Raw genomic sequence first — 22724 nt, forward strand, 5'->3', positions numbered from 1 at the left:
GCTTGAAGCTTGTAGCTTGGAGCTGTCGTGTAAGAGGTTTTGAAGATGGCCGAACGTCTCAGTAACGACTTTCAATTCATCGATGTCGGGCGCAAAGATCCGAAGAAGAAACTGTTGCGTCAACGCAAGAAAGAGTTCGTCGAAATCTACGAACCGTTCAAACCCCAGCAGTCGGCCGATCAGGCCCACCGCTGCCTGGGTTGCGGCAACCCGTATTGCGAATGGAAGTGTCCGGTGCACAACTTCATTCCGAACTGGCTGAAACTGGTGGCCGAAGGCAACATCCTTCAGGCCGCGGAGCTGTCGCACCAGACCAACACGCTGCCGGAAGTCTGCGGCCGCGTGTGCCCGCAGGATCGTCTGTGCGAGGGTGCCTGCACCCTTAACGACGGCTTCGGCGCGGTGACCATCGGTTCGGTCGAGAAGTACATTACCGACACCGCGTTCGCCATGGGCTGGCGCCCGGACATGTCCCAGGTCAAACCGACTGGCAAACGTGTCGCGATCATTGGCGCGGGCCCGGCGGGTCTGGGTTGTGCCGACGTGCTGGTACGCGGCGGCGTGACCCCGGTTGTGTTCGACAAGAACCCGGAAATCGGCGGTTTGCTGACCTTCGGTATCCCCGAGTTCAAGCTGGAAAAGACTGTGCTGAGCAATCGTCGCGAAGTCTTCACCGGCATGGGCATCGAGTTCCGTCTGAATACCGAAGTCGGTAAAGACGTGACCATGGAACAACTGCTCGCCGAATATGATGCCGTATTCATGGGCATGGGCACTTACACCTACATGAAGGGCGGTTTTGCCGGTGAGGATCTGCCGGGCGTTTATGACGCGCTGGACTTCCTGATCGCCAACGTCAATCGCAACCTGGGCTTTGAAAAGTCGCCGGAAGATTTCGTCGACATGAAAGGCAAGAAGGTTGTGGTGCTCGGCGGCGGCGACACGGCGATGGACTGCAACCGCACGTCTATCCGTCAGGGCGCCAAGTCGGTGACCTGTGCTTATCGTCGTGACGAAGCGAACATGCCCGGCTCGCGCAAAGAGGTGAAGAACGCCAAGGAAGAAGGCGTGAAATTCCTCTACAACCGCCAGCCGATCGCCATCGTCGGTGAAGACAAGGTTGAAGGCGTGAAAGTGGTCGAGACCCGTCTCGGCGAACCGGACGCCCGTGGCCGCCGCAGCCCTGAGCCGATCCCGGGTTCCGAAGAGATCATCCCGGCCGACGCCGTGGTCATCGCTTTCGGTTTCCGTCCGAGCCCGGCGCCTTGGTTCGAACAGTTCGAAATCCAGACCGACAGCCAGGGCCGCGTTGTTGCCCCGGAGCAAGGTCAGTACAAGCACCAGACCAGCAACCCGAAAATCTTCGCCGGTGGCGACATGGTGCGCGGTTCCGACCTGGTAGTGACGGCGATCTTCGAAGGCCGCAATGCAGCCGAAGGGATCCTTGATTACCTGGGTGTCTAAACCCGTCTAGCTGACTGCAATGCAATATCTGTGGGAGCTGGCTTGCCAGCGATAGCATCACCTCGGTTAATCTGGCACACCGAGGTGTCCGCATCGCTGGCAAGCCAGCTCCCACAGTGTTTTGTGGTGCTGCAAAATCTGCATTCCAACGCAATAAATTGACCCGATAGACAAAAGGCTGACCTGCATCCGTGCCTTTTGCGCCGCGCTCTGAGAAAATGCCCGCACTTTTTTTCCGGATGCCGACATGACTGCCCTGAAGAACGACCGTTTTCTCCGCGCCCTGCTCAAGCAACCCGTAGACGTCACCCCGGTGTGGATGATGCGTCAGGCCGGTCGCTACCTGCCGGAATACCGCGCCAGCCGCGCCCAGGCCGGTGACTTCATGAGCCTGTGCATGAATCCGGAATTCGCCTGCGAAGTCACGATGCAACCGCTCGACCGCTATCCACAACTGGACGCGGCGATCCTCTTCTCCGACATCCTCACCATCCCCGATGCCATGGGCCAAGGCCTGTACTTCGAGACCGGTGAAGGTCCGCGCTTCAAAAAAGTCGTCAGCACCCTTGCTGATATCGAAGCCTTGCCAATCCCTGATCCGCACAAAGACCTCGGCTACGTCATGGACGCGGTCAGCACCATTCGTCGCGAGCTGAACGGTCGTGTGCCGTTGATCGGTTTCTCCGGTAGCCCGTGGACCCTGGCGACCTACATGGTTGAAGGCGGCTCGTCGAAAGACTTCCGCAAGACCAAAGCGATGCTCTACGACAACCCGCAAGCCATGCACCTGCTGCTGGATAAACTGGCGCAGTCGGTGACCTCGTACCTCAACGGTCAGATCATGGCTGGCGCGCAAGCGGTGCAGATCTTCGATACCTGGGGCGGCAACCTGTCGGCGGCGGCGTACCAGGAGTTCTCGCTGGCCTACATGAAGAAAATCGTCAGCGGTCTGATCCGCGAACACGACGGTCGTAAAGTACCGGTGATCCTCTTCACCAAAAACGGCGGCCTGTGGCTGGAAAGCATCGCCGAGGCTGGTGCCGACGCACTGGGCCTCGACTGGACCTGCGACATCGGCAACGCCCGCGCCCGTGTCGGCGACAAGGTTGCCCTGCAAGGCAACATGGACCCGACCGTGCTCTACGCCAAACCGGAAGCGATCCGCACCGAAGTCGGACGCATTCTGGCCAGCTACGGTAAGGGCAGCGGTCACGTGTTCAACCTCGGCCATGGCATCACCCCTGAGGTTGATCCGGAGCATGCGGGTGCGTTCCTGCGCGCGGTGCATGAGTTGTCGGCGCAGTATCACGAGTGATCGCGTTGTAATAAAAACGCCCGGCCAATGCCGGGCGTTTTTTCAAGATCAAAAGATCGCAGCCTGCGGCAGCTCCTACATGGGACTAATGTAGGAGCTGCCGAAGGCTGCGATCTTTTGCTTTTAAGCTTTGACACCACCGAGAGGCGGCAACTTCGCCAGCTTCAGCGCCACCAGCAGCGCAATCAACAACAGCGAACCGATAAACAAGCCGATCCCGTTCCACCCGCCCATATGCCAGAACACCCCGCCCGCCGTCCCGGCAATGCTCGACCCGGCGTAATAACTGAACAGATACAACGACGACGCCTGGCCCTTGGCCTTGATCGCGCGGCGGCCGATCCAGCTACTCGCCACCGAGTGCGCGCCAAAGAAGCCGAAGGTGAAGATCAACATGCCGATGATTACCAGCAACAGCGGTGTAAACATCGTCAACGCAAGGCCGGCGAACATCAACGCGATGGTTGCCCACAACACTTTGCGCCGTCCCAGCTTGTCCGCCAACGATCCGATCTTCGCCGAGCTGTAGATCCCCGACAGGTACACCACCGACAGCAAGCCCACGAACACCTGATCAAGGTTGTACGGCGCCGCCAGCAAGCGATAACCGATGTAGTTGAACAGCGTGACAAACGCGCCCATCAGCACGAATGCCTCAAGAAACAGCAACGGCAGACCAGCATCGCGAAAGTGCATGGTGAAACCGTCGAGCAGGCTGCGCGGGTGCAGTGAACGCGAGCGGAAGTTGCGTGACTCCGGGAGGATCTTCCAGAACACCGCTGCGGCGATCATCGCCAGACCACCGATCACCAGCATCGCTGTGTGCCAACTGACGAAGTCGATCAACACACCGGTGATCAATCGCCCGCTCATCCCGCCAATCGCGTTGCCGCCGATGTACAGACCCATCGCTAAACCGATGTGCTGTGGATGAATCTCCTCACTCAGGTAGGTCATTGCCACCGCTGCCAGCCCACTCAACGACAGGCCGATCAGCGCCCGCATGATCAGCACGCCGTGCCAGCTCGGCATCATCGCGCTGGCCATGGTGCACAGCGCCGCCGCAAATAACGCCGCGACCATCACCGGTTTGCGCCCGACCCGATCGGAAATCGGCCCGGTGATCAGCAGGCTGATGGCGAGCATGCCGGTGGCCACCGAGAGGATCAGGCTGCTCTGCGCCGCATTGATGCCGTACTCGTGGGACAACAGCGGCATCATCGGCTGAACGCAGTAGAGCAGAGCAAACGTCGCGAACCCGCCGCTGAACAGCGCCAGCACTGTGCGCATGAACATCGGGGTGCCTTTCTCGATGTAGATCTCTTGCAGCTCGGCGACAACATCGTCCGCCGGAGCAGGCGGGACTTCATGGGCTAAGGGCGCGACAGCAGTTTTCACTTCAGACCTCGGGGGGGCACGGCCAGGCAGGCAATGAAAAAATCATATAGCTGGCTAATGTTTCTATCCAATATATTGTTCGACCTGTTTGATAGCTTTAACGACCTAATGGGATATCCATGGAATTTCGTCATCTGCGCTACTTCATCGCCGTCGCCGAAGAACTGCATTTCGGCCGCGCCGCACAGATGCTGGGCATCTCCCAGCCACCGCTGAGCCAGCAGATTCAGGCGCTGGAACAAGAGGTCGGCGCGCGACTGTTCGAACGGACCAATCGTCGGGTCGAGCTGAGCGAGGCTGGCCGATTATTTCTTGAAGAAGCGCGGCTGGTGCTGGCTCAGGTCGATAAAGCGGCGGACGTCGCCCGGCGTGCGCAGTTGGGGGAATTGGGCGAGTTGAAGATTGGTTTTACCTCTTCGGCGCCGTTCAACTCGACGATTCCGCAGGCGATTTTTGCCTTTCGTCAGCGCTTCCCGGCGGTGCACCTGAACCTGCGCGAGATGAGCAGCACGATGGTTGCGGATGCGTTAGTGGATCAGTCGATTGAGGTGGGGATCATGCGCCCGCTGGGGTTGCCGGATTCGCTGAGCGTGGTCGAGTTGATGCGCGAGCCGCTGGTCGCAGTGCTCGGTTCCAAGCATCCGCTGGCGCAGGGCAGTGAAGAAGGGCTGTTCCTCTCGGCGCTGGCGCTGGAGCCGTTCGTGTTCTTTCCGCGCAGTTACGGCAGCGGTTTGTATGCGCAGTTGTTGAGCCTGGCACGCGATGCCGGGTTCAGCCCGCACTTCGCGCAAGAGGCCGGGGAGGCGATGACCATCATCGGTCTGGTCGCAGCGGGGCTGGGAGTCTCGGTGCTGCCGGCGTCCTACCAGCGGATGCGCATCGATGGCGTGGTCTATCGACCGTTGCTCGATCCGGAGGCGGTGTCTGCGGTGTGGCTGGTACAGCGCAAGGATCAGAAATCCCCGATGGCCAAGGCGTTTGTCGAACTGCTCACGCGCAAGGTCGAGTCCGCCTAAAAGATCGCAGCCTGCGGCAGCTCCTACATTGATTGCTGTAGGAGCTGCGGCAGGCTGCGATCTTTTGATCTTGGCCGTTATGGCAACCGCACCAGATCCCCCTTCAACGCCACCCGCGTGACAAAAATCCCCGCCCGACACTCATACGTATTCAAATCCTTGCGCACATGCTGGTCGTAATAACTGACGAGATTGACCACCGCATTCGCCCCGACCCGCTTGGCATCGGCCTGCAACTTGATCAGATTCGATTGCAGCACCCAGGAACGCGACACACTTTATGGTAAATCATCATCTGGACTACACGATGTCAGGGATTTGCCTACATACAGTCCGGAAGCCGCTGTCTTGTCCGAATTCTTGATCGCCGCTAATTTCTGCTTCCTCCCTCACTGTCCAGAAAAAACCATGATCGAAAACTTCACGAGTTGGGACTCTGCCGATTACTTGCTGGCGGATGAGGATTTTGACGATTATCTGGAGGCTTGTTTGGATGAAGCCGGGGATGATTGCGGGTTCATGGTTAAAGCGCATGAAACGATGGCGCGAGCGCGTCTTAGAAACAACCAGTGACTGTTCCCGTAAGGGGCTTGTGAGACTCTGAGGATCCTGGGTAACCAGCTATCGCAGAGCCAGACAGGTAATCGGCCATGACAAGCCAACCTGTTTGTGAAAGGGCGCCAAAAGGCGCCCTTTGTCGTTTCTGACGGTTACTGAACCTTCGCCAGATCACCTTTCAACGCAACACCGGCCATGATCGCGCCGGCGTGGCATTCATAGGTCTGCGCATCCTTGCGCTCGTTGCTCTTGTAGAAGCTGACGATGTTGGTCACGGCATTGGCGCCGGCGCTTTTCGCGGCCTGGTGCAGGCTGATGATGGCCGACTGGGCGACCCATTCGCAGGCTTCTGCATCGGACTTGTTGAAGGCGTTGGTCTTCTTGTTGGTCACGGCGCCGGGGCTGACCACGGTGACCTTGCCGGCCGGGGTGTTGCCGGCCAGGTAGAATTTCACGCTGCCATCGATTTTGCCGGAGCGGGTGGCTTCGGCGACGGCTTTGTCGAGGGGCAGGTAGACCGCCGTGTCACGGGCCTGGCTGACCGCTGGCAGGGCGCAGAGCAGCAGGGTGGCGACAGCGAGTTTTTTGCAGTGCATGGAGGTCTCCTTGACCTGGATTAATTCGGTTGCGGCCAGCGGCGGAAAATCAACGAGGTGTTGACCCCACCAAAGGCGAAGTTGTTGTTCATCACGTAGTCGTGGTGCATCTGGCGGAATTCGCCGCGCAGGTAATCGAGTTTGCCGCAGTGCGGGTCGACCTCGTCGAGGTTGAACGTGTGCACGTATTGGTCGCGATTCATCATCTCGATGCTGAACCACGACTCCAGCGCCCCGCAGGCGCCCAGCGTGTGGCCGAGAAAGCTCTTCTGCGAACTGATCGGCATGCGTTCACCGAACAGGTTGCTGGTTGCCAGTGTTTCGGCAATATCGCCCTGTTCTGTCGCGGTGCCGTGGCCGTTGACATAGCCGATGGCGTCCGGTGTCAGTCCGGCGTCTTCCAGCGCCAGTTCCATGGCGCGGCGCATGGTCACCTGCTCCGGACGGGTGGTGTGCTGGCCGTCGGCGTTGCTGCCGAAACCGACGAGCTCGGCGTGGATGTGCGCGCCGCGCGCCAGCGCATGTTCCAGCTCTTCAAGTACCAGCATGCCGCCGCCTTCACCAATGACCAGCCCGTCGCGACCCTTGTCGTAAGGGCGCGGACTGGTTTGCGGCGCATCGTTTTTCAGGCTGGTGGCGTACAGCGCGTCGAAGACCATGGCTTCGGTCGGGCAGAGTTCTTCGGCGCCGCCGGCGAGCATCAGCGGCAGGCGACCGAACTTGATCGCCTCGTAGGCATAACCGATGCCCTGACTGCCGCTGGTGCAGGCGCTGGACGTCGGGATCAACCGCCCGGTGAGGCCGAAGAAGATGCTGATATTGGCGGCGGTGGTGTGCGGCATCATGCGCACGTAGGAGTTGGCGTTCAGCCCCTCGGCCACCGAATTGAGCAGCATGTTGCCGAACGCCTTGATCTCGTCGGTGCTGCCGGTGGACGAGCCGCAGGCCACGCCCATGCGCCCATCCTTGATCGACGGGTCGCCGAGCAGACCGGCGTCAGCGAGAGCCTGTTCCGCCGCACCCACGGCAAGACGCGAGACCCGGCCCATGCTGCGCAGCTGCTTGCGCGTCCAGTGCGCCGGCACGACGAAATCATCGATAGGGCCAGCCAGACGCGTATTGAGTTCGCTGAAGCGGTCCCACTCGTCCATCCGGCGAATGCCGCTGCGGTTGGCCGCGAAGTTGCCGGCGATGGTCTGCCAGTCGCTGCCCAGCGAGGTGATGCCGGCCATGCCGGTGACGACGACGCGCTTCATCAGCACAAGCCTCCGTTGACCGCCAGAACCTGGCGGGTGATGTACGAGGCTTCCGCCGACATCAGGAAATTCACCGCACCGGCCACCTCTTCAGGGGTGCCCATGCGTTGCGCGGGGATCATTTTCATCAGTTCTTCCACCGGCACGTTTTCGTCGAGCATCGCCGTGTCGATCAGGCCCGGCGCGACGCAGTTCACGGTGATTTTGCGCTTGCCCAGTTCAATCGCCAATGCCTTCGCGGCGCCGATCACGCCGGCTTTCGAGGCGCTGTAGTTGACCTGACCACGGTTGCCGATCAGCCCTGACACCGAGGTGATGCAAACAATGCGACCAGCGGCGCGGCGGCGGATCATCGGCATCATCACCGGGTGCAGAACGTTGTAGAAACCGTCGAGGTTGGTGCGCAAAACCACGTCCCAATCGTCGTCACTCAGGGCGGGGAATGCGCCGTCACGAGTCAGCCCGGCATTCAACACCACGCCGTAATAGGCACCGTGGGCTTCGACGTCGGCTTCAAGAATGGCTTTGCAGGTTTCGCGCTCGGCGACATCGAATTGCAGAATCCGCGCCTTGCGGCCCAGTGCTTCGATTTCAGCCTGCACGGCTTGTGCTTCGGCCATGCCATTGCGGCAATGCAGGACGATATCGTGCCCGGCCTGCGCCAGCCGCAGAGCAATTGCGCGGCCAATGCCACGGCTGGAGCCGGTGACCAATACGAATTCAGTCATCGTTCGACTCCTGTGTCTGTTGCAGATATTGAGTGGCTTCGGGCGGGCGAAACACGTTCAGTCGTGCGCTGGCGTGAATGCCCTCGCCGTTGATATGGCATTCGAACACGCCCATGCCGTTGTCGTCTTCCAGTGAACGCAGGCCATGAATGGTCAGGTTGCTACCGGCGGGGAAGGCGTCGACATTGCACTCGAACTTGCGTGTGCCGAGCAGAAAACCCAGCGCGACGGGATTGCCTTGCTGCCGCGCATGACAACCGGCGAACGCGGCGACGCTTTGCGCCATCAGCTCGATACCGATCCAGGCGGGCAGGCTGCCGTCGGGCAGGTTGAACAGGCCATCAGGCTTGACCGTCAGGCGAGTGAAAATCTGCTCCTCGTCAAAACTGAGGATGCTGTCGATCAGAATCATGTCGCCCGCATGGGGCAGCAGTTCGGCGAGCGGCCAGGTCGTCATGGGGCGTCTCCGATAATCAGGCTGACGTTGTTGCCGCCGAAGGCAAACGAATTGCTCATCAGGTAGCGGGGTGCAATGGACGTCAGGCGTCGGTGTGTGGTCACCCATTTCAGAGGCGGCAGCGCCGGGTCGGCCTGACCGTCCCAGACGTGCGGCGGCAAAGCATGAGCGGGGTTGTCGGCGCTGAGGCTCAGCCAGCAGAATGCGGCTTCCAGCGCGCCGGCAGCGCCGAGGGTGTGGCCGGTCATCGGTTTGGTCGACGAACACGCCACGCCGTCGGGGAACAACGCCGCGACCGCGAGACTTTCCATGGCGTCGTTGTGTTGGGTGGCGGTGCCGTGCAGGTTCAGATAGTCGATTTGTGCAGCGTGCAACTGGGCACGGCTCAAGGCTTTCTGCATCGCTTGCAAGGCGCCGCGACCGCTCGGTTCAGGCGCGGAAATATGGTGCGCGTCGGAGCTGGCCCCGGCGCCGAGCAGGGCGATGGCCGGGCCGTCGCCCGGTCGTTTACTCATCACGAACAGCACCGCAGCTTCGCCGATATTGATGCCGTTGCGATTGGCCGAAAACGGATTGCAGCGCTCGTCAGAGACCGCTTCCAGCGACGAAAAGCCGTTGAGGGTCAGCTTGCACAGACTGTCGACACCACCGCACAGCACCGCATCGCACAGGCCCAGATCCAACAGGCGTTGAGCGCTCATCAAGGCCCGGGCACTCGAGGTGCAAGCGGTGGAAATCACATAGGCCGGCCCGCTGAGTTGCAGCCAGTCGGCGAGAAAGTTCGCCGGGGCGCCGAGTTCTTGTTGGCGGTAATCGTATTCAGTCGGGAATTGCTGCTCACGGATGTAGTGCGCCAGACCTCGGCTGGCTTCGTCGATGCCCGAGGTGCTGGTGCCGAGCACAACACCGATGCGGTCGCGCCCGTAAGTCTGGATCGCTTGATCGATGTCATCGCGAATCTGCAGCGCCGCTTCCAGCAACAGCTGATTGTTGCGGCTGCTCTGCTCGGCGAGCGCTGGCGGGATTGGCGCCAGTTCACCGTGTACGGCTGCCACGGGCAACTCACGCTGCGGGATCCAGCCTGACTCGCGGCGCATGCCCGAGCAGTCGCCGGCGAACAGGTTGCGGGCCACTTCAGACTTGTCGCGGCCCAGCGCACAGATCACGCCGAGGGCATTCAGGTAAGCGGTCATGGCGTCGATTCACCGAGCGGAGAAACGCGATAGTGCGGGCCTTGGGGCAGATTCACTTCGAAGCTCAACGGTTGTGCATAACGGATGTCCCAGCGCGCCTCAAGGGAACGTTGTCCGGCCTGTTGATGCGCGCTGGGGTAGTTGCGCAGCAGTTCGCCGGACGGGGTCAGGGCGAACAACAGCGCAGCGAACAGTTCCCGGGCTTCCGGGTTCGGCGGCAGCAGACCATCGGCCTGCCAATGCCCATCGATCAATTGCTGACGCGCCTGCGGAATGCCCAGCGGGTCCATCATCGACCAACGGATGCCCGGGCCTTCGCGCTGGATCACCAGCAGCCAGTCCTGACGTTGCCCTGCCTGGTCGCGCTCAATGTGCAGTTGCAGGGGCAGGGGCAATGTCGCGTTGGCCACTGGCAACGGCGCTTGGCTGGCGCAGGCGCTTACCAAAAGCATCATGCTGACCACAAAAAGACGCCACACCGGGAACCCTGTGGGAGCTGGCTTGCCAGCGATGGCGGCGGCACATCGAGCATTGGGGTTGACTGACACGCCCCAATCGCTGGCAAGCCAGCTCCCACAAGGTTCCAGGTGTGCAGGTTGACGGTGTTGCATCAGATAGCACCCTCAAGTGGCTTGCGTGCCACAACATTGACCAACGTCTCCTCGCGCTGGCCAAACGGCTTCGGCTTGCGCAACCCAAACCGCTCCAGCAAACCAAAATCCTGCGACCGGCTCCACCACAGATACGGGTACGAGACGTTCTGCTCGGCAAACTCGAAACCCTGCCCGCGAATCATCTCAAGATACTGCGCGGCACTCTTCTGCACATGCATCGGGTGGCGGAACAACCAGCGAATCACCCAAGTATCAATGTAGGCCTCGGTGGATTCGGCGAACAGCAGATAGCCGCCCGGTTTCAGCACCCGATAGAACTCGGCCAGGGCTTTTTCCTGCTCGACCAGATGATGAAAGGTCTGATGACAGAACAGCAGGTCGACGCTGGCGTCGGGCACATTGAGTGTCGCGCAATCACTGCCGATCAGTTCAACATCGAGACCCAGACGCGCCGCTTCTTCGCCGCTCAATTCAAGGCTGTGCGGATCGGCGTCGACGCCGATCAAGCGCTGTGGCGCGAAGGTCTGGCGCAGGTGGGCGAACGACTTGCCCTGGCCGCAACCGGCATCGAGCAACACCGGGTTCTGTGGCAGCGACTCACTGAACAGCCCACGCAAATCGTTGATCGCCACGCGCAATACGTGATGCTGCCAGGTGTGGCTGCGCAGGAACCAGAAACCGAAGCGGGTTTCCTCGACGTAGCTGTCGCTCAAGTAATTCATGTGGCGTCCTTTGCACAGAGTTCGGAGATCATTTTCAAACGGCGCCGCGCTTCGCTGACGAACGGATTGCGTTCATCCCAGGCATAACCAGCGAGGATCGAGCAGATCATTCGACGAATGTCCGCCTGGCTGTCTTCGTAGAAAATCACGTCCTGAAAAGTGCCGGCATACCAGCCCTCGACGTAGCAGCGGAAGGTGTCGACGCCGCGCTTCAGCGGCTCGGCGAATTCGCTTTGCCAGTCGACCTTTTCGCCCTGCAACTGCCGGTGCAGCACGGCAGCGGCCATGCTCGCCGAGCGCATGGCGATGGTCACGCCGGAAGAGAACACCGGGTCGAGAAATTCCGCCGCGTTGCCGAGCAAGGCGAAGCCCGGCCCGTGCAAGGTTTTCACGTTGGCCGCGTAGCCGCCGAGGGTGCGCGCCGGCGTATCCCACACGGCGTTGTTCAGCACGCCGGCGAGGCTTGGCGTCTTGGCGATAAAGCTGCGCAGGCAGGCGTCGAGGTCGGCATCGCGACCGACGAAGTGTTCGGCGGCAGCGACCACGCCGACCGAGCATCGACCGTTGCTGAACGGGATCGTCCAGAACCAGACATCGCGATGCTGCGGGTGGGTGGTGACGAGGATTTTTTCGCGGTCGAACCCCGGGTTGTCGATGTGATCTTCGACGTGGGTGAACACCGCTTGGCGCACCGGAAAATTCGACGGTGCTTCCAGATCGAGCAAGCGCGACAGCACGCGGCCATAGCCACTGGCATCAAGGACGAAATCCGCTTCGACGCGGTATTCGCTGCCGTCCTCGCGACGCACATCCAACTGCGGTTTGGCCCGGTCGAAATCGACGCTGACGATGGCATCGCCATAGCGAATCTCAACGCCTTGCAGCGCCGCTTGATCGGCCAGCAGTGTGTCGAAATCGGCGCGCTGCACCTGGAATGTGGTCGGCTTGCCATCGGTAAAGGTGTCGCTGAAATCGAACGCGCTGTAGCGCTCGCCCCAAGCGAATGCAGCACCTGTCTTGCGCTGGAAACCAGCGGCGTTGACGGCGTCGAGCATGCCGGCTTCTTCGACAAAATCCAGGCAATGGCTCAGCAGACTTTCACCGATGGAAAAGCGTGGAAATTGCTGGCGCTCGATCACCAGCACATCGTGGCCCTTGCGCTTGAGCAATGCAGCAGCGATAGCGCCGGAGGGGCCTGCGCCGATGATCACGACCTGACGGGATTCCATTTCAACGATTGGCACGCGAGCTCCGGGGCAAAGGGTTTTTCAGATTCATGGGCGCGCTGTGCAGGCCGATCAGGGCCGGTAGCAGCGTCGCGATCAGGCCCATCAGCATCAGCGCGAAATACAGCGCCGGGGTGATGAGCTGTTGTTGCAGCAGTAAATTGAGAAAGACGATTTCGCTCAGGCCACGGATGTTCAGCAGTACGCTCTCGCGCCAGCGACTGGCGCCCTCGAACGAGGCGCCGGCCCAACCGAGGCCGAGCCAGTTGCCGAGCAGTTTACTGACAATCGGCAACAGCAGCAGCGCCGCCCATTGCACCGCGCCGAGACTAGCGAGAGCGCTGTGCACATCGATCTGCACGATGCCGAACGTGAGGATCAGCGGGATCGCGATCCACGTCTGCAAACGGCTCATCCAGCGCGCCGGCAACGGCAGCACCAGCGGCACTTTCAGCGCGGCCATGCACAGCAGATAGCCGATGCCGAAGATCAGCGCATTGAGTCTGTAATGCTCGGCCATCACCAACAGTGCGAAGAAGCCGAGGCTGTAGGTCAGCGGGCGGCGCACGCGGAACAGGTGCAGCAACAACGGCACACAGGCGAGCCCCAGCGGCAGCAACAGGCTGCTCAGGTGCAGACTGCCTTGGGCGAGGCCGAACAATGTCCAGCAGCTCAGGTCGATGAGAATCGCGGTTTGCACCAGGCGCCGGGTGGCGCCGGGCGGGTAATCGATGTGGCGCAGATACAGGTACAGCACCGGGATCGCGGTAATCGCAAAGACCAGCCCGATCGCCAAAGAGCTGAGCCACGGTTGCGCAGGCAACAGCCAGGAAGCCACTGCCAGACCGCAGACGAAGGGCACGATGAAACTCGGTAGGGCGATTTTTACACTCTGGCGATCCAGTTTCAGATCGATCACATCACTGAGGATATGCCCGAGCAGCAGGGCGAAACTCAGGCTGTAGAGGTTTTTCAGCCCGTCTGGAGCGATCAGTTGAGCGCCGCTGAGCTGCCAGCCCGGCTCGATCCAGAAATACATCAACAGCGGCAAGCCGAAGCTCGCGAGCAATAGCTGGCTGACAATCGGAATCAGACCGAAATGCCGACCGACGCGCGTCGCCACGGCGAACAACGCCAGGGCCAATAGCCAAAACCCAACGACCATCATGCTGCTGGCTCCGCAACACTGGCGCTGTGCACGTGGCGCCCGGCCCACGGTGCGAGGATGAAGCTGAACGCCAGACCGAGGCTCACCGACAAACCGAAGTTGCTGACGGCCGGCGTGCTGGATACCGCCAGCAGACCGAACGATAACCACGTCGTCACGGCGGCCAGCAACGTGCCGAGCAGGCTCACCGCCGCACCACCGACCTGCTCACGCATGAGGATCGCGTAGTCGACGCTGATCGCCGTCACCAATAGCAGACCGAACAGGCTGAACAGGGTCAGCGGCTGACCGAGCCAGCCGAGGCTGGCCAGGCTGCACAGCGCCGCCAGCAACGGCAGGGCAACGATGCGCAAGGCGCCGCCGAGGCCAAACGGCAGGATCAGCACCAGCACGATCAACACGCAAGAAGCGAGCTTCAGTTCGGCAGCGCTGATCTGCGTGGCGGCAAACACGTCATTCAACTCACCGAGACGATCGACCAGCATCACCCCCGGCAAATCCAGCGCCTGTATTCGTAGCAGTGCAGGGTTGTTCAAACCTTGCAGGCTGGTTATTGCCGCCACACCGTCTTCGGTCGGACCCAGCCAGAGCATGCGATAGGGTTCGCCGAGCGGGCCGGCGAGCGCGGTGTCGATGTCTTCGGCCGGCACGGTCTGCAACTGTTGCAACTCGGTTTGCAGCGCGGCGAGCGGCACGCCGAGGTCCAGCAGCGGCTGCCAGTATTGCGGCAACTTGTTCAGCGCCGCGCGCACCTCTTCTTGCTGGCTCGGCGGGCTGACCAGTTGATCGAGGGCCAGATAGCCTTGCAGCTTGTCGAGATTGACCAGTTGTTCCAAGCGCTCGCTCAGCGCGGCCTGGCGTTCCAGCAACTGCTGCTGATCGGCACCGCGCACGAGGAAGAATTGACTGGTGGGCTGATAGCCGGTGATCCTCGCGATGGTTTGCGCTTCATCGGTCAGCTGTTGCGGCGCACCGACCCACTGACGGATGTCGTTCTTGCTTTGCAGTTGCACCAGGCCGCCGACGCAGAAGGCGATCAGCAGCGCCAGAAGAACCGGTGTGCGTACGTATTCAAGGAGTTTTTCGCGCAGATTGACCAGGCGCTCGGCCAGATGCAGCGGCCATTGGGCGGGACGCAGTTCGACATTTTTCAGCAGTGCCGGCAGCAGGCACACCGCTGACAGATAAGCGCCGAGCAACCCGGCGGCGGAGAACACCGCGATTTGCGTCAGCGCCGGGAACGGCGTCCACGCCAGCGACAGATAGCCGAGGGCGCTGGTGATCAGGCTCAGGGTCAGGCCGGGCAAGGTCAGACGCAAGGCCGGCCAGCTGCGCCACGGCTTCAGGCTCCAGCTCTTCGACAGATAGTGCAGCGGGTAATCCACCGCCACGCCGATCAGGCTGGAGCCGAGTACCAGGGTCATCACATGCATGTGGCCAAACAGCGCCACGCAGGCCACCGCGCCGAACAGCATGCCGACCAGCACCGGCACGAACGCCAGCAGCACGCGCCAGCGACGAAACGCCAACAGCAGCAACAACAGAATGCCGACAGTGGCACCGCCGCCGACCCAGGTCATCTCGCGTGTCGCTTGTTGCTGACCATTGGCCGCATACAGCAGGCCACTGGCGGCAAGCAATTGCACGTCGGCTTTCGCTGCTTGTTCGCGGCTTTGCTTGAGCAGATCGGCCACTTGCAGCGGCAGATTCATGTCGAAGGCATTGCCAGTGGTGCGCGCACGCAGCATGACCCAACTCTTGCCGTCAGCATCGGCAACCAGTGCGCCGCTGCCGATGTCGAGTTGCACCGAACCGTGTTGTGGCTGACTGTTCTGGATGCGTGCGGTCAGGCCCAGCCAATCGTCCTGATTCGGCACCAGACTGAACCCGCTGAACGGGTCGAACAGCGCCTGCACTCGTTGATGGATGAACACATCGGGGTGTTCGGTGAGCAGTTGCTGATCGTCCGCCGACAACATCGCCAGGCGCCCCAGCAGCAGTTGCGTGCGCAGGGCCGGCAGATCCGCTTGCAGGTTCCACTGCACTTTTTCGAACAGGCCGCTGGCCTGCCATTGCTCGCCCAGGGTCTGCGCCATGGCCACCGCTTGCTGGCGATCGGCGTGGCCGACCAGCACGAGCATTTCGCGGTTGAGCGGTTCCTGCATGCGCTGTTCGGCACGCAGTTCGAGAGCGTCCGGATTAGTGCCGGGCACCAGTTCCATCAGATTCGCCGACAGCGGCGCACCGTCGCGCCACTGCCAACCCGCCAGCGCAACGACGGCCAGCAGCAGGATCAGAAACAGCCAGGGCAGCCTGCGTTCACTCGGCAAAGTCATGTTGCTCCGCGTCGCTCAACGGTTGCCCGGCGGTGCTGTCCTGCATGCGCAGCACGGTGCTGTCGCCCTGGGTTTCCAGCAGTTCGATGGTTTGCACCAGCGCGCCGCCGTCGATATTGATCTGCTTGAACACTTGCTTGAGCAAGACCGAGCGCGGTGTCAGCGTAAGTTTCCACTGTTGCGCGTCACCGCTCAGGGCCAGTTCGAAATCCCGTTGCAGGCCGCTGCTGTCCCCTTGCAGCACGGCGAGGAACAAGCGGTTCTGCTCGGCCCCGGCGCTCTTGTTTGGCAGCAGCTGCCAACCATCGCCGTCACGGCGGGCGATGCCTTTGGCGCTGATGCGATAGTCCTGTTGCAGCGGGGTTTTCAGCAGCCAGAGCAGGCCGTGATTTTTTGCGAGGACGAAACGGCCCTTGCTGATCAGCGGCTGTGGCAGGGCGCGCAGGTGTTTTTCCTGAGTGAACTGGCCGTGGATCACCTCCGGTTTCGCCAGTTGCTCACTGAGTTGTTGCAGGTCGAAGGCGTTGGCCAGTGTCGACATCGCCAGCAGCGCCAGTGCGCTCAGGCTTTTCACAAAAACATTCATCGCAGCATCCTTTCCACGGCATCGGTGAAGACTTTCGGCGAAGCGAGTTGCATCTCGCGGCTGCTCACTTCGACGGCGACCTGCACCGAGCTGGCGCGGGTCAGGCGTTCGCCGCTGTGCAGGTCAGTGATCAGGTAGTTGATCTTCAGACGGTTTTCCCATTCGACCAGACTGGCGCGCACATTCAGGCGCTGACCAAACACCGCGCCGCGCACATAGCGCAGTTGCAGGTCGATGATCGGCCAGGCGAACCCAGACTCGACCATGTGCGTGTAGTTGTGGCCGATCCTGTCGAGCAGCGCGCACCGCGCCACTTCGAGGTATTTGACGTAATGCCCATGCCAGACCACGTGCATGGTGTCGACGTCGAAAAACGGCACGAGGATTTCGGTGTCGGCGTGAAGTACTCCGGCGCTACGCATGCAGCCTCCAGTGTTGCGCGGCGATGCGCTGCAGGCACAGGCGCAGTTCGCCTTCCAGCGCGCGGTCTTCGATGACCGGCGGGAAGTCTTTGTCGAGTTCTTCGTGCATCGCGGCGAGCGATGGCGGCAGCGGTCGCGCGTCTTCAGCCTGAGCGCGCAGCCACACGCCTTGATTGGCGGCGAGCAGGGTGGCGGCGGCGACCTGTTCGGTCAGTTCCAGCACACGGATCGCATCGCGGGCGGCGATGGTGCCCATGCTGACTTTGTCCTGGTTATGGCACTCGGTGGAGCGCGAGAACACGCTGGCCGGCATGGTGTTTTTCAGCGCCTCGGCGGTCCAGGCACTGGTGCCAATCTGCACGGCTTTAAAGCCGTGGTTGATCATCGCGCGGTCCGCTGGCGCGCCGGACAAGTTGCTCGGCAGACCGTGGTTGTAGCGCTCGTCGACCAGCAAAGCGAGCTGGCGATCCAACAGGTCGGCGACGTTCGCCACGAGGTTTTTCAAGCTGTCCATGGCGAACGCGATGTGGCCGCCGTAGAAGTGCCCACCGTGCAAAACGCGCTCGGCTTCGGCGTCGATGATCGGGTTGTCGTTGGCGCTGTTCAGTTCGGTTTCGATGAACGAACGCAGCCAGTTCAAACTGTCGGCCAACACGCCGAGTACGTGTGGGGCGCAGCGCAGTGAGTAACGATCCTGCAAGCGGTGCAGCGGCGCGGTGGGCGCATCGATCGCCAGATCCTTGCGCAGCCACGCGGCGACCTGCATTTGCCCCGGATGCGGTTTGGCGGCGAACAGGCGTTCGTCGAAATGCTCGGGATTGCCTTGCAGCGCGACCACGTTGAGCGCGGTGATGCGCGTGGCCAGTTGCAGCAGGTAATCGGCGCGAGCGAAAGCGAGGCAGGCCAAGCCTGTCATCACGGCCGTACCGTTCATCAGCGCCAGCGCTTCTTTCGGGCGCAGCACCAACGGAGTCCAGCCGAGTTCGCGGTGCACATCGGCGGACTGGCGACGTTCACCTCGGAACATCACTTCACGCTCGCCGGACAGTGTCGCGGCGACGTAGGACAGTGGCGTCAGATCACCGCTGGCGCCGACCGAACCTTCTTCAGGAATCAGCGGCAGAATGTCGTATTCGAGGAACGCGTGCAGCCGCTCCAGCAGTTCGACGCGGACCCCGGAGACGCCATGGCACAACGACTGCAAACGCGCCGCCAGCACTGCACGGGTGGCTTGCGCGTCGAGCAGTTTGCCGAGGCCGCAACCGTGGAAAGTGTAGAGATGACGCGGCAACGCTTCGACGTGATGCAGCGGCACTGCCACCACGCAGGAATCACCGTAACCGGTGGTCACGCCGTAGATCACGCCTTCCTTGTCCAGCAGCGAATCGAGGAACCGCGCGCCTTTGGCGATGCGCTCGCGATACTCGGCGTCGCTCTGCAATTGCACGGGCGCCTGACGGTTGGCCAGGGCCAGCACGTCTTCGATGCGCAAAGGGCGTTCGCCGAAGGTTACCGGCTCATGGGTTGGCGTCGTCATCGGTCTTCCAGAAAGGGTAAAAGTTGAACCATTGTTGCGGCGCTTCGAGGCAATAGTGACTCAGGCGCTGCGCATAGCGGGTGGCCCACTGATGAATGACCTGCTCGCGCTCGCTGCGCTTCCACACCACGGCGTCGGCGAAGGGTTCGAGGGTCAGGCGATAGTGGCCGTCCGGTTGTTTCAGGCACATCAGCAGATTGACCGGGCACTTCAGCAGGCCGGCCAGCAGCCACGGGCCCTGCGGGAACGGCGCCGGGTGGCCGAGGAAGTCGACGGTCACGCTACGTCCGCCGTGCAGTGGCACGCGGTCGCCGGCAATCGCCAGCCACTCACCGCGTTCCAGGCGTTCGTGCAGTTGCAGCATGATCACCGGGTCGAGTTCGCTGACCTGGATCAGGCGCAGGTTGGTCGCCCCGGCTTCACCGAGCAGGCGGTTGAATTGCTCGGCGTGCTTGGTGTGCACCAGCACGTTCATGGTGACCTTTTCGCCGATCTCCGCCAGTGCGCGGCACACTTCGAGATTGCCCAAATGCGCGCCGACCAGCAGTTGCCCACGACTGCCGCGCAATTGATTGCGCAGCAGCGCCGGGTCGATGATTTCGATCTGTTCGATGCTTAGCTTGCCGTTCCACACGTCGAGCTTGTCGAGCATCGAATCGGCGAAGGCCATGAACTGGCCGAACACCCGCCAATGCGTCGGGCGCAAATCCTCGCGCTGATTCCAGTCAGCCAAGCGCTGCTGATATTGCCAGGCACTGCGCCGTGCGGTGCGACCGAACAGGAAAAAATACAGCACGATGCCGTACAGCAACGGGCTGAGCAGGCGTCGGCCCAACACCTTGGCGGCGAACGCGGTGAATTTCATCAGCAGGAAGCTGCCGCGTTCTTCGCGGTCAGCCCAGTGCTTCTTGTCGACCTCGTTGGTCATGCTCGCCACCGTCGCCAGAGGATCAGTGGAAAGCGCAGCAACATGCCGAAGAACAGCCGCGTGTGCATGCTCGAAATCAGCGCGTTGTCGTGGAACAGGCGGAAGTGCGACACGCCGTCCAGCGGGTAGTGCACGCTGGTTTGCAGCCAGCGCATCGGCTGATTGCGCCACGACAGGCGCACGAGAATGTCCGAGTCGAAATCCATGCGTTTGCCGATTTTTGCCGAATCAATCACCGCCAGCGTCGAGGCCAGCGGATAAACGCGAAACCCGCACATCGAGTCGCGGATCTGCAGTGACAGCGTGTTGATCCACACCATCACATGAGTCAGGTAGCGTGCGTACAAGCGGCCCTTGGGCACGCTTTCATCGAACAGCGGAAACCCGCAGATCAGCGCCTCGGGATGGGCACGGGATTCTTCAACGAAACGGGCGACGTCGTGAAGGTCGTGCTGACCATCGGCGTCGACCTGCAGCGCATGGCTGAAGCCCAGTCTTGAGGCCTCACGCAGACCGGTCATCACTGCGCCGCCCTTGCCCTGATTGGCGGTGAGGCGCACCAGATACACGTCGTCGCGAGTGGCCAACGTATCGAGCACCTTGGCGCAGGATTGGCTGCTGGCATCGTCTACCAGAATGCATGGCAGGTTTTGCGCAAGCAGGGCGTCGACCACGGTGCCGATCGCGGTTTCGTGGTTATAAACCGGGATCACGGCGCAGGGGTTATGCATGGGCAGCTCCCAGCAGAATGCGGCCACTGGAGCAGGTCGCCGTGTCATTGCGGTAAGCGAAATACAGTTTGCTGCGCTCTGGATCAAAGCGCAGGTGCAGCTGGATTTCATCGCCGGGGCGCACCAGTTGCTGGAATTTCAGCACTTCCATGCCGGCGAACGCGCCGGTCAGGTTGAGCAGCTGGCGGCCAAGATTCAGCGCCCATTCCACTTGCACGACGCCTGGCAGCACCGGGGCCTTGGGGAAGTGGCCGGTGAAATAGGCCAGATCCGCTGGCACGCTCAGTTGCAGGCTCCATTCACCCTCATTTTCGCTTTGCTCCAGCACTTCTGGGGCTTTCGGTCGCGGAGCAAGCAGCAATGCTTCGACGTCGGCCTGAGGCAGTTTGCCTTGGCTGTTCAGCGGCAATTGCCGCAGCAAACGCCAGCGCCGAGGCAGCGCCAGCGCTTCGCAATGTTGGCTCAGATGCTTGCGCAGGCTTTCCGTCAGGCTGCGCCGGCCGTGTTCGCGCAAGGCAAACAGACCGGACTCGCTGAGCACCAGCAAAGCGCCGAGGGACGCACGGTTTTCCTGCACCACACCCAGACGCGCTTCGGCGACCCAGTCGTGAGCGACCAAGGCTTGTTCGAGCATCGGTAGGGATATGCGTTTCTCTTCGAGTTTGACGATCCGGTCCAGGCGCCCGAGCAGTTCGAAGCGACCATCGGCGCCAATCCGCGCGGCGTCGGCGGTGTGTTCAATGTGCCCGGCGGGCAGGTAGGGCGAGGCGACCAGCAGCGCGCCGTCGTTGTCCTGACTCAGCTCGACACCGGCAAACGGTTGCCACAGTGGCTGGCCCTGACGCCAGGCGATACCGCCGGTTTCCGAGCTGCCGAGGATTTCTGTTGGCCATTGTCCCAGACGTTGCTGCAGGCTTTGTGCGGCTTCTGCCGGTAGCGCGCCGCCGGAGGAAAATACCCGACGCACAGCGCTGAGGGCCGGCCAGTCGAGGTTATCGCCCATGCGCTTGAGCAGGGCCGGGCTGGCGACCCAAGCGAAGGCTGGATATTCGCGACTGGCACGCTGCAAGTCTTCGGGGAACGCCAGTTGATTGCGCACAAACGGGCGCCCGGCGCACAGCGGCCACAACACACGAAACAGCAGACCGTAGATATGTTGGGTGGCGACGCTGCCGATGATGCATGCCTCACCAAGATCCGCGCCCCATAGCAGCTCCAGCGCTTCGACCTCGTTGGCCATTTGGCGCAGGGTCTTGTCGATACGCTTGGGTTCGCCGCTGGAGCCGGAGGTGCACAGGCTCAGGCAGCAGTGGTCGAGGTCCAGTTCGGCAGCGGGCAATGCCGGCAGATAGAGGTCATCGAGGTGTGCATCATCGGCATGATCGGTCAGCCACAGATCGACTTCAGCCGACCAGCGCTGGCGCGTCTGTGCCTGCAAATCGGCCGGCAGCAACACGCTGGCACCTGCGCGCCAGGCGCCGAGCAGCGCGACGGCCAGTTCGGCGGCATCTTCCAGGTGCACGGCCAGGCGCTTCACGCCCTGCGCTTGCAGGCCGGCGGCGACGCTCAACGCCTGCTCGCACAGTTGCGCGTGATCGAGTGCCGGCGCAGCGCAGATCGCTCGTGCCGGCACAGCCTTGAGCAATAGCTGCTCAAGTTTTATCCAGTTCATGTACGGCCTCTTACCCGTTGTCGTATCAGCCATTCAATGGCAAACATCAGGCCGATCAATCCATAGGAGATCAGGCCGGTGTACAACATCCACCAATTCAGCGGCGCCCACAGGGTGAGGAGGGCGGCGCATAAACCGTTGCAGAAGAAAAACACGCTCCAGGCCACGGTGACCTTGCGTGTGTAACGAATCGCGATGTCCGGCAGCTCTGGCTCGCGCAGGCGCGCCATTCGCTCGACCATCGGCGGGCCGTATTTCAGGCTCAGGCTGAACAGCACCAGCATGAAGGCGCTGATCAGCACCGGGTACCAGCGCAGCAACAGCGGGCTGTCGAACAGCGCCAGCAGCAGGCAAAACACGATTGCCACGCAGGCCATCCACAGGCTGCCGGGTTTGCGCTCGCCGGTCAGGGCCCGCGCCAGCCACAGGCTGCCGAGCAGCAGGCCGAACTGCCACGGAGCAAAATGCTCCATGCCGAAATACACCGCAAAGGGGTACAGCAGACCGGCCAGCAGCAGGCCGAGGCCGATCAATCGGCTCATGCGGCCGGTTGAACCAGACGGTACACCGCCTCGACCACGTCACCGACCGTGCGCACTGATTTGAATTCTTCAGCGGCAATTTTCTTGCCGGTCTGACGCTTGATGTGATCGATCAGATCGACCGCATCGATGCTGTCGATTTCCAGATCCTGATACAGGTTGGAGTCCAGGCTCACACGGGCCGGATCCAGTTCGAACAGCTCGACCAGGGCATCGCGCAGGGTGTTGAAAATGTCGTCACGAGTTTGCATGGTCCGGT

23 protein-coding genes and 1 pseudogene are annotated in these 22724 nt (G+C 61.7%); 4 read left to right on the forward strand and 20 right to left on the reverse strand.

Annotation, left to right across the window (positions count from 1 at the left end; all coding sequences use genetic code 11):
- Positions 1 to 45: 45 nt before the first annotated feature.
- A complete protein-coding gene (locus tag AC3Y64_RS02140; RefSeq protein ID WP_489986269.1) occupies positions 46 to 1464 on the forward strand; it encodes an FAD-dependent oxidoreductase in 1419 nt (472 codons plus the stop codon).
- A gap of 247 nt (positions 1465 to 1711) precedes the next feature.
- Positions 1712 to 2779: a uroporphyrinogen decarboxylase gene (gene hemE, locus AC3Y64_RS02145; RefSeq protein WP_008077242.1), complete on the forward strand. Its 1068-nt coding sequence runs from the start codon at positions 1712 to 1714 to the stop codon at positions 2777 to 2779.
- A 123-nt stretch (positions 2780 to 2902) separates the two neighbouring features.
- On the opposite strand, the gene AC3Y64_RS02150 is transcribed toward hemE, so the two are convergent.
- Positions 2903 to 4177: an MFS transporter gene (locus AC3Y64_RS02150; protein ID WP_489986270.1), complete on the reverse strand. Its 1275-nt coding sequence runs from the start codon at positions 4175 to 4177 to the stop codon at positions 2903 to 2905.
- Positions 4178 to 4296: 119 nt separating this feature from the next.
- Between AC3Y64_RS02150 and AC3Y64_RS02155 the strand changes: the two genes are divergently transcribed.
- Positions 4297 to 5193 carry a LysR family transcriptional regulator gene (locus tag AC3Y64_RS02155; protein ID WP_489986271.1) on the forward strand — a complete coding sequence of 299 codons (897 nt, stop codon included), beginning with the start codon at positions 4297 to 4299 and terminating at the stop codon, positions 5191 to 5193.
- Between the two features lie 77 nt (positions 5194 to 5270).
- Here AC3Y64_RS02155 and AC3Y64_RS02160 read toward each other — a convergent pair.
- A pseudogene (locus tag AC3Y64_RS02160) lies at positions 5271 to 5465 on the reverse strand (excinuclease); the annotation flags it as partial.
- Between the two features lie 76 nt (positions 5466 to 5541).
- On the opposite strand from AC3Y64_RS02160, the gene AC3Y64_RS02165 reads away from it, so the two are divergent.
- Positions 5542 to 5766: a DNA-binding protein gene (locus AC3Y64_RS02165; protein WP_489986272.1), complete on the forward strand. Its 225-nt coding sequence runs from the start codon at positions 5542 to 5544 to the stop codon at positions 5764 to 5766.
- A gap of 137 nt (positions 5767 to 5903) precedes the next feature.
- Here the strand turns inward: AC3Y64_RS02165 and AC3Y64_RS02170 are convergent, their stop codons facing one another.
- From AC3Y64_RS02170 to AC3Y64_RS02255, 18 genes are read right to left on the reverse strand one after another with little or no spacing between them, the layout of a single operon-like run.
- Positions 5904 to 6347 carry an excinuclease gene (locus AC3Y64_RS02170; RefSeq protein WP_489986273.1) on the reverse strand — a complete coding sequence of 148 codons (444 nt, stop codon included), beginning with the start codon at positions 6345 to 6347 and terminating at the stop codon, positions 5904 to 5906.
- A 20-nt stretch (positions 6348 to 6367) separates the two neighbouring features.
- On the reverse strand, positions 6368 to 7603 hold the full coding sequence (locus tag AC3Y64_RS02175) for a beta-ketoacyl-ACP synthase (RefSeq protein WP_489986274.1): 1236 nt from the start codon (positions 7601 to 7603) through the stop codon (positions 6368 to 6370).
- Positions 7603 to 8331 (reverse strand): 3-oxoacyl-ACP reductase FabG, encoded by a 729-nt coding sequence (fabG, locus tag AC3Y64_RS02180; protein WP_489986275.1) that lies wholly within the window; start codon positions 8329 to 8331, stop codon positions 7603 to 7605. The genes AC3Y64_RS02175 and fabG overlap by 1 nt, the downstream gene beginning before the upstream one ends.
- Complete coding sequence (locus AC3Y64_RS02185) at positions 8324 to 8788, reverse strand: hotdog family protein (RefSeq protein WP_489986276.1); 465 nt, start codon at positions 8786 to 8788, stop codon at positions 8324 to 8326. The genes fabG and AC3Y64_RS02185 overlap by 8 nt, the downstream gene beginning before the upstream one ends.
- Entirely contained in the window at positions 8785 to 9981 is a 1197-nt protein-coding gene (locus tag AC3Y64_RS02190) for a beta-ketoacyl-[acyl-carrier-protein] synthase family protein (protein ID WP_489986277.1), read from the reverse strand. The genes AC3Y64_RS02185 and AC3Y64_RS02190 overlap by 4 nt, the downstream gene beginning before the upstream one ends.
- The gene (locus AC3Y64_RS02195; protein ID WP_489986278.1) at positions 9978 to 10592 is read right to left on the reverse strand and encodes a hypothetical protein; all 615 of its coding nucleotides are present in this window, start codon (positions 10590 to 10592) and stop codon (positions 9978 to 9980) included. The genes AC3Y64_RS02190 and AC3Y64_RS02195 overlap by 4 nt, the downstream gene beginning before the upstream one ends.
- Entirely contained in the window at positions 10592 to 11317 is a 726-nt protein-coding gene (locus AC3Y64_RS02200; RefSeq protein ID WP_489986279.1) for a class I SAM-dependent methyltransferase, read from the reverse strand. The genes AC3Y64_RS02195 and AC3Y64_RS02200 overlap by 1 nt, the downstream gene beginning before the upstream one ends.
- Positions 11314 to 12561 carry an NAD(P)/FAD-dependent oxidoreductase gene (locus AC3Y64_RS02205; RefSeq protein WP_489986280.1) on the reverse strand — a complete coding sequence of 416 codons (1248 nt, stop codon included), beginning with the start codon at positions 12559 to 12561 and terminating at the stop codon, positions 11314 to 11316. Before AC3Y64_RS02205 ends, AC3Y64_RS02200 begins: the two co-directional genes overlap by 4 nt.
- Positions 12548 to 13711 (reverse strand): cation:proton antiporter, encoded by a 1164-nt coding sequence (locus AC3Y64_RS02210; protein ID WP_489986281.1) that lies wholly within the window; start codon positions 13709 to 13711, stop codon positions 12548 to 12550. Before AC3Y64_RS02210 ends, AC3Y64_RS02205 begins: the two co-directional genes overlap by 14 nt.
- Positions 13708 to 16047, reverse strand: coding sequence for an MMPL family transporter (locus tag AC3Y64_RS02215; RefSeq protein WP_489986282.1), 2340 nt, complete (start codon positions 16045 to 16047; stop codon positions 13708 to 13710). Before AC3Y64_RS02215 ends, AC3Y64_RS02210 begins: the two co-directional genes overlap by 4 nt.
- Positions 16031 to 16633, reverse strand: a complete 603-nt coding sequence (locus tag AC3Y64_RS02220; RefSeq protein ID WP_489986283.1) for an outer membrane lipoprotein carrier protein LolA — start codon at positions 16631 to 16633, stop codon at positions 16031 to 16033. The genes AC3Y64_RS02215 and AC3Y64_RS02220 overlap by 17 nt, the downstream gene beginning before the upstream one ends.
- On the reverse strand, positions 16630 to 17055 hold the full coding sequence (locus tag AC3Y64_RS02225; protein WP_489986284.1) for an acyl-CoA thioesterase: 426 nt from the start codon (positions 17053 to 17055) through the stop codon (positions 16630 to 16632). Before AC3Y64_RS02225 ends, AC3Y64_RS02220 begins: the two co-directional genes overlap by 4 nt.
- Positions 17048 to 18592: an HAL/PAL/TAL family ammonia-lyase gene (locus AC3Y64_RS02230; protein WP_489986285.1), complete on the reverse strand. Its 1545-nt coding sequence runs from the start codon at positions 18590 to 18592 to the stop codon at positions 17048 to 17050. The genes AC3Y64_RS02225 and AC3Y64_RS02230 overlap by 8 nt, the downstream gene beginning before the upstream one ends.
- Positions 18573 to 19520, reverse strand: a complete 948-nt coding sequence (locus tag AC3Y64_RS02235; RefSeq protein WP_105706000.1) for a lysophospholipid acyltransferase family protein — start codon at positions 19518 to 19520, stop codon at positions 18573 to 18575. Before AC3Y64_RS02235 ends, AC3Y64_RS02230 begins: the two co-directional genes overlap by 20 nt.
- Entirely contained in the window at positions 19517 to 20251 is a 735-nt protein-coding gene (locus AC3Y64_RS02240; protein WP_489986286.1) for a glycosyltransferase family 2 protein, read from the reverse strand. The genes AC3Y64_RS02235 and AC3Y64_RS02240 overlap by 4 nt, the downstream gene beginning before the upstream one ends.
- On the reverse strand, positions 20244 to 21923 hold the full coding sequence (locus AC3Y64_RS02245; protein ID WP_489986287.1) for an ApeI family dehydratase: 1680 nt from the start codon (positions 21921 to 21923) through the stop codon (positions 20244 to 20246). The genes AC3Y64_RS02240 and AC3Y64_RS02245 overlap by 8 nt, the downstream gene beginning before the upstream one ends.
- The gene (locus tag AC3Y64_RS02250; RefSeq protein WP_489986288.1) at positions 21920 to 22465 is read right to left on the reverse strand and encodes a COG4648 family protein; all 546 of its coding nucleotides are present in this window, start codon (positions 22463 to 22465) and stop codon (positions 21920 to 21922) included. Before AC3Y64_RS02250 ends, AC3Y64_RS02245 begins: the two co-directional genes overlap by 4 nt.
- The gene (locus tag AC3Y64_RS02255) at positions 22462 to 22716 is read right to left on the reverse strand and encodes an acyl carrier protein (protein WP_064388843.1); all 255 of its coding nucleotides are present in this window, start codon (positions 22714 to 22716) and stop codon (positions 22462 to 22464) included. Before AC3Y64_RS02255 ends, AC3Y64_RS02250 begins: the two co-directional genes overlap by 4 nt.
- Between the last annotated feature and the right edge of the window lie 8 nt (positions 22717 to 22724).

This window comes from Pseudomonas sp. 4CAES_32.4, assembly GCF_058136335.1.

Coding starts and splice junctions, on each gene's coding strand:
- AC3Y64_RS02255 (WP_064388843.1), bottom strand. CDS start 22,716: ATGCAAACTCGTGACGACATTTTCAACACCCTGCGCGATGCCCTGGTC.
- AC3Y64_RS02245 (WP_489986287.1), bottom strand. CDS start 21,923: ATGAACTGGATAAAACTTGAGCAGCTATTGCTCAAGGCTGTGCCGGCA.
- AC3Y64_RS02235 (WP_105706000.1), bottom strand. CDS start 19,520: ATGACCAACGAGGTCGACAAGAAGCACTGGGCTGACCGCGAAGAACGC.
- AC3Y64_RS02140 (WP_489986269.1), top strand. CDS start 46: ATGGCCGAACGTCTCAGTAACGACTTTCAATTCATCGATGTCGGGCGC.
- AC3Y64_RS02195 (WP_489986278.1), bottom strand. CDS start 10,592: ATGCAACACCGTCAACCTGCACACCTGGAACCTTGTGGGAGCTGGCTT.
- AC3Y64_RS02240 (WP_489986286.1), bottom strand. CDS start 20,251: ATGCATAACCCCTGCGCCGTGATCCCGGTTTATAACCACGAAACCGCG.
- AC3Y64_RS02200 (WP_489986279.1), bottom strand. CDS start 11,317: ATGAATTACTTGAGCGACAGCTACGTCGAGGAAACCCGCTTCGGTTTC.
- AC3Y64_RS02170 (WP_489986273.1), bottom strand. CDS start 6,347: ATGCACTGCAAAAAACTCGCTGTCGCCACCCTGCTGCTCTGCGCCCTG.
- AC3Y64_RS02215 (WP_489986282.1), bottom strand. CDS start 16,047: ATGACTTTGCCGAGTGAACGCAGGCTGCCCTGGCTGTTTCTGATCCTG.
- AC3Y64_RS02155 (WP_489986271.1), top strand. CDS start 4,297: ATGGAATTTCGTCATCTGCGCTACTTCATCGCCGTCGCCGAAGAACTG.
- AC3Y64_RS02185 (WP_489986276.1), bottom strand. CDS start 8,788: ATGACGACCTGGCCGCTCGCCGAACTGCTGCCCCATGCGGGCGACATG.
- hemE (WP_008077242.1), top strand. CDS start 1,712: ATGACTGCCCTGAAGAACGACCGTTTTCTCCGCGCCCTGCTCAAGCAA.
- AC3Y64_RS02190 (WP_489986277.1), bottom strand. CDS start 9,981: ATGACCGCTTACCTGAATGCCCTCGGCGTGATCTGTGCGCTGGGCCGC.
- fabG (WP_489986275.1), bottom strand. CDS start 8,331: ATGACTGAATTCGTATTGGTCACCGGCTCCAGCCGTGGCATTGGCCGC.
- AC3Y64_RS02250 (WP_489986288.1), bottom strand. CDS start 22,465: ATGAGCCGATTGATCGGCCTCGGCCTGCTGCTGGCCGGTCTGCTGTAC.
- AC3Y64_RS02220 (WP_489986283.1), bottom strand. CDS start 16,633: ATGAATGTTTTTGTGAAAAGCCTGAGCGCACTGGCGCTGCTGGCGATG.
- AC3Y64_RS02225 (WP_489986284.1), bottom strand. CDS start 17,055: ATGCGTAGCGCCGGAGTACTTCACGCCGACACCGAAATCCTCGTGCCG.
- AC3Y64_RS02210 (WP_489986281.1), bottom strand. CDS start 13,711: ATGATGGTCGTTGGGTTTTGGCTATTGGCCCTGGCGTTGTTCGCCGTG.
- AC3Y64_RS02175 (WP_489986274.1), bottom strand. CDS start 7,603: ATGAAGCGCGTCGTCGTCACCGGCATGGCCGGCATCACCTCGCTGGGC.
- AC3Y64_RS02230 (WP_489986285.1), bottom strand. CDS start 18,592: ATGACGACGCCAACCCATGAGCCGGTAACCTTCGGCGAACGCCCTTTG.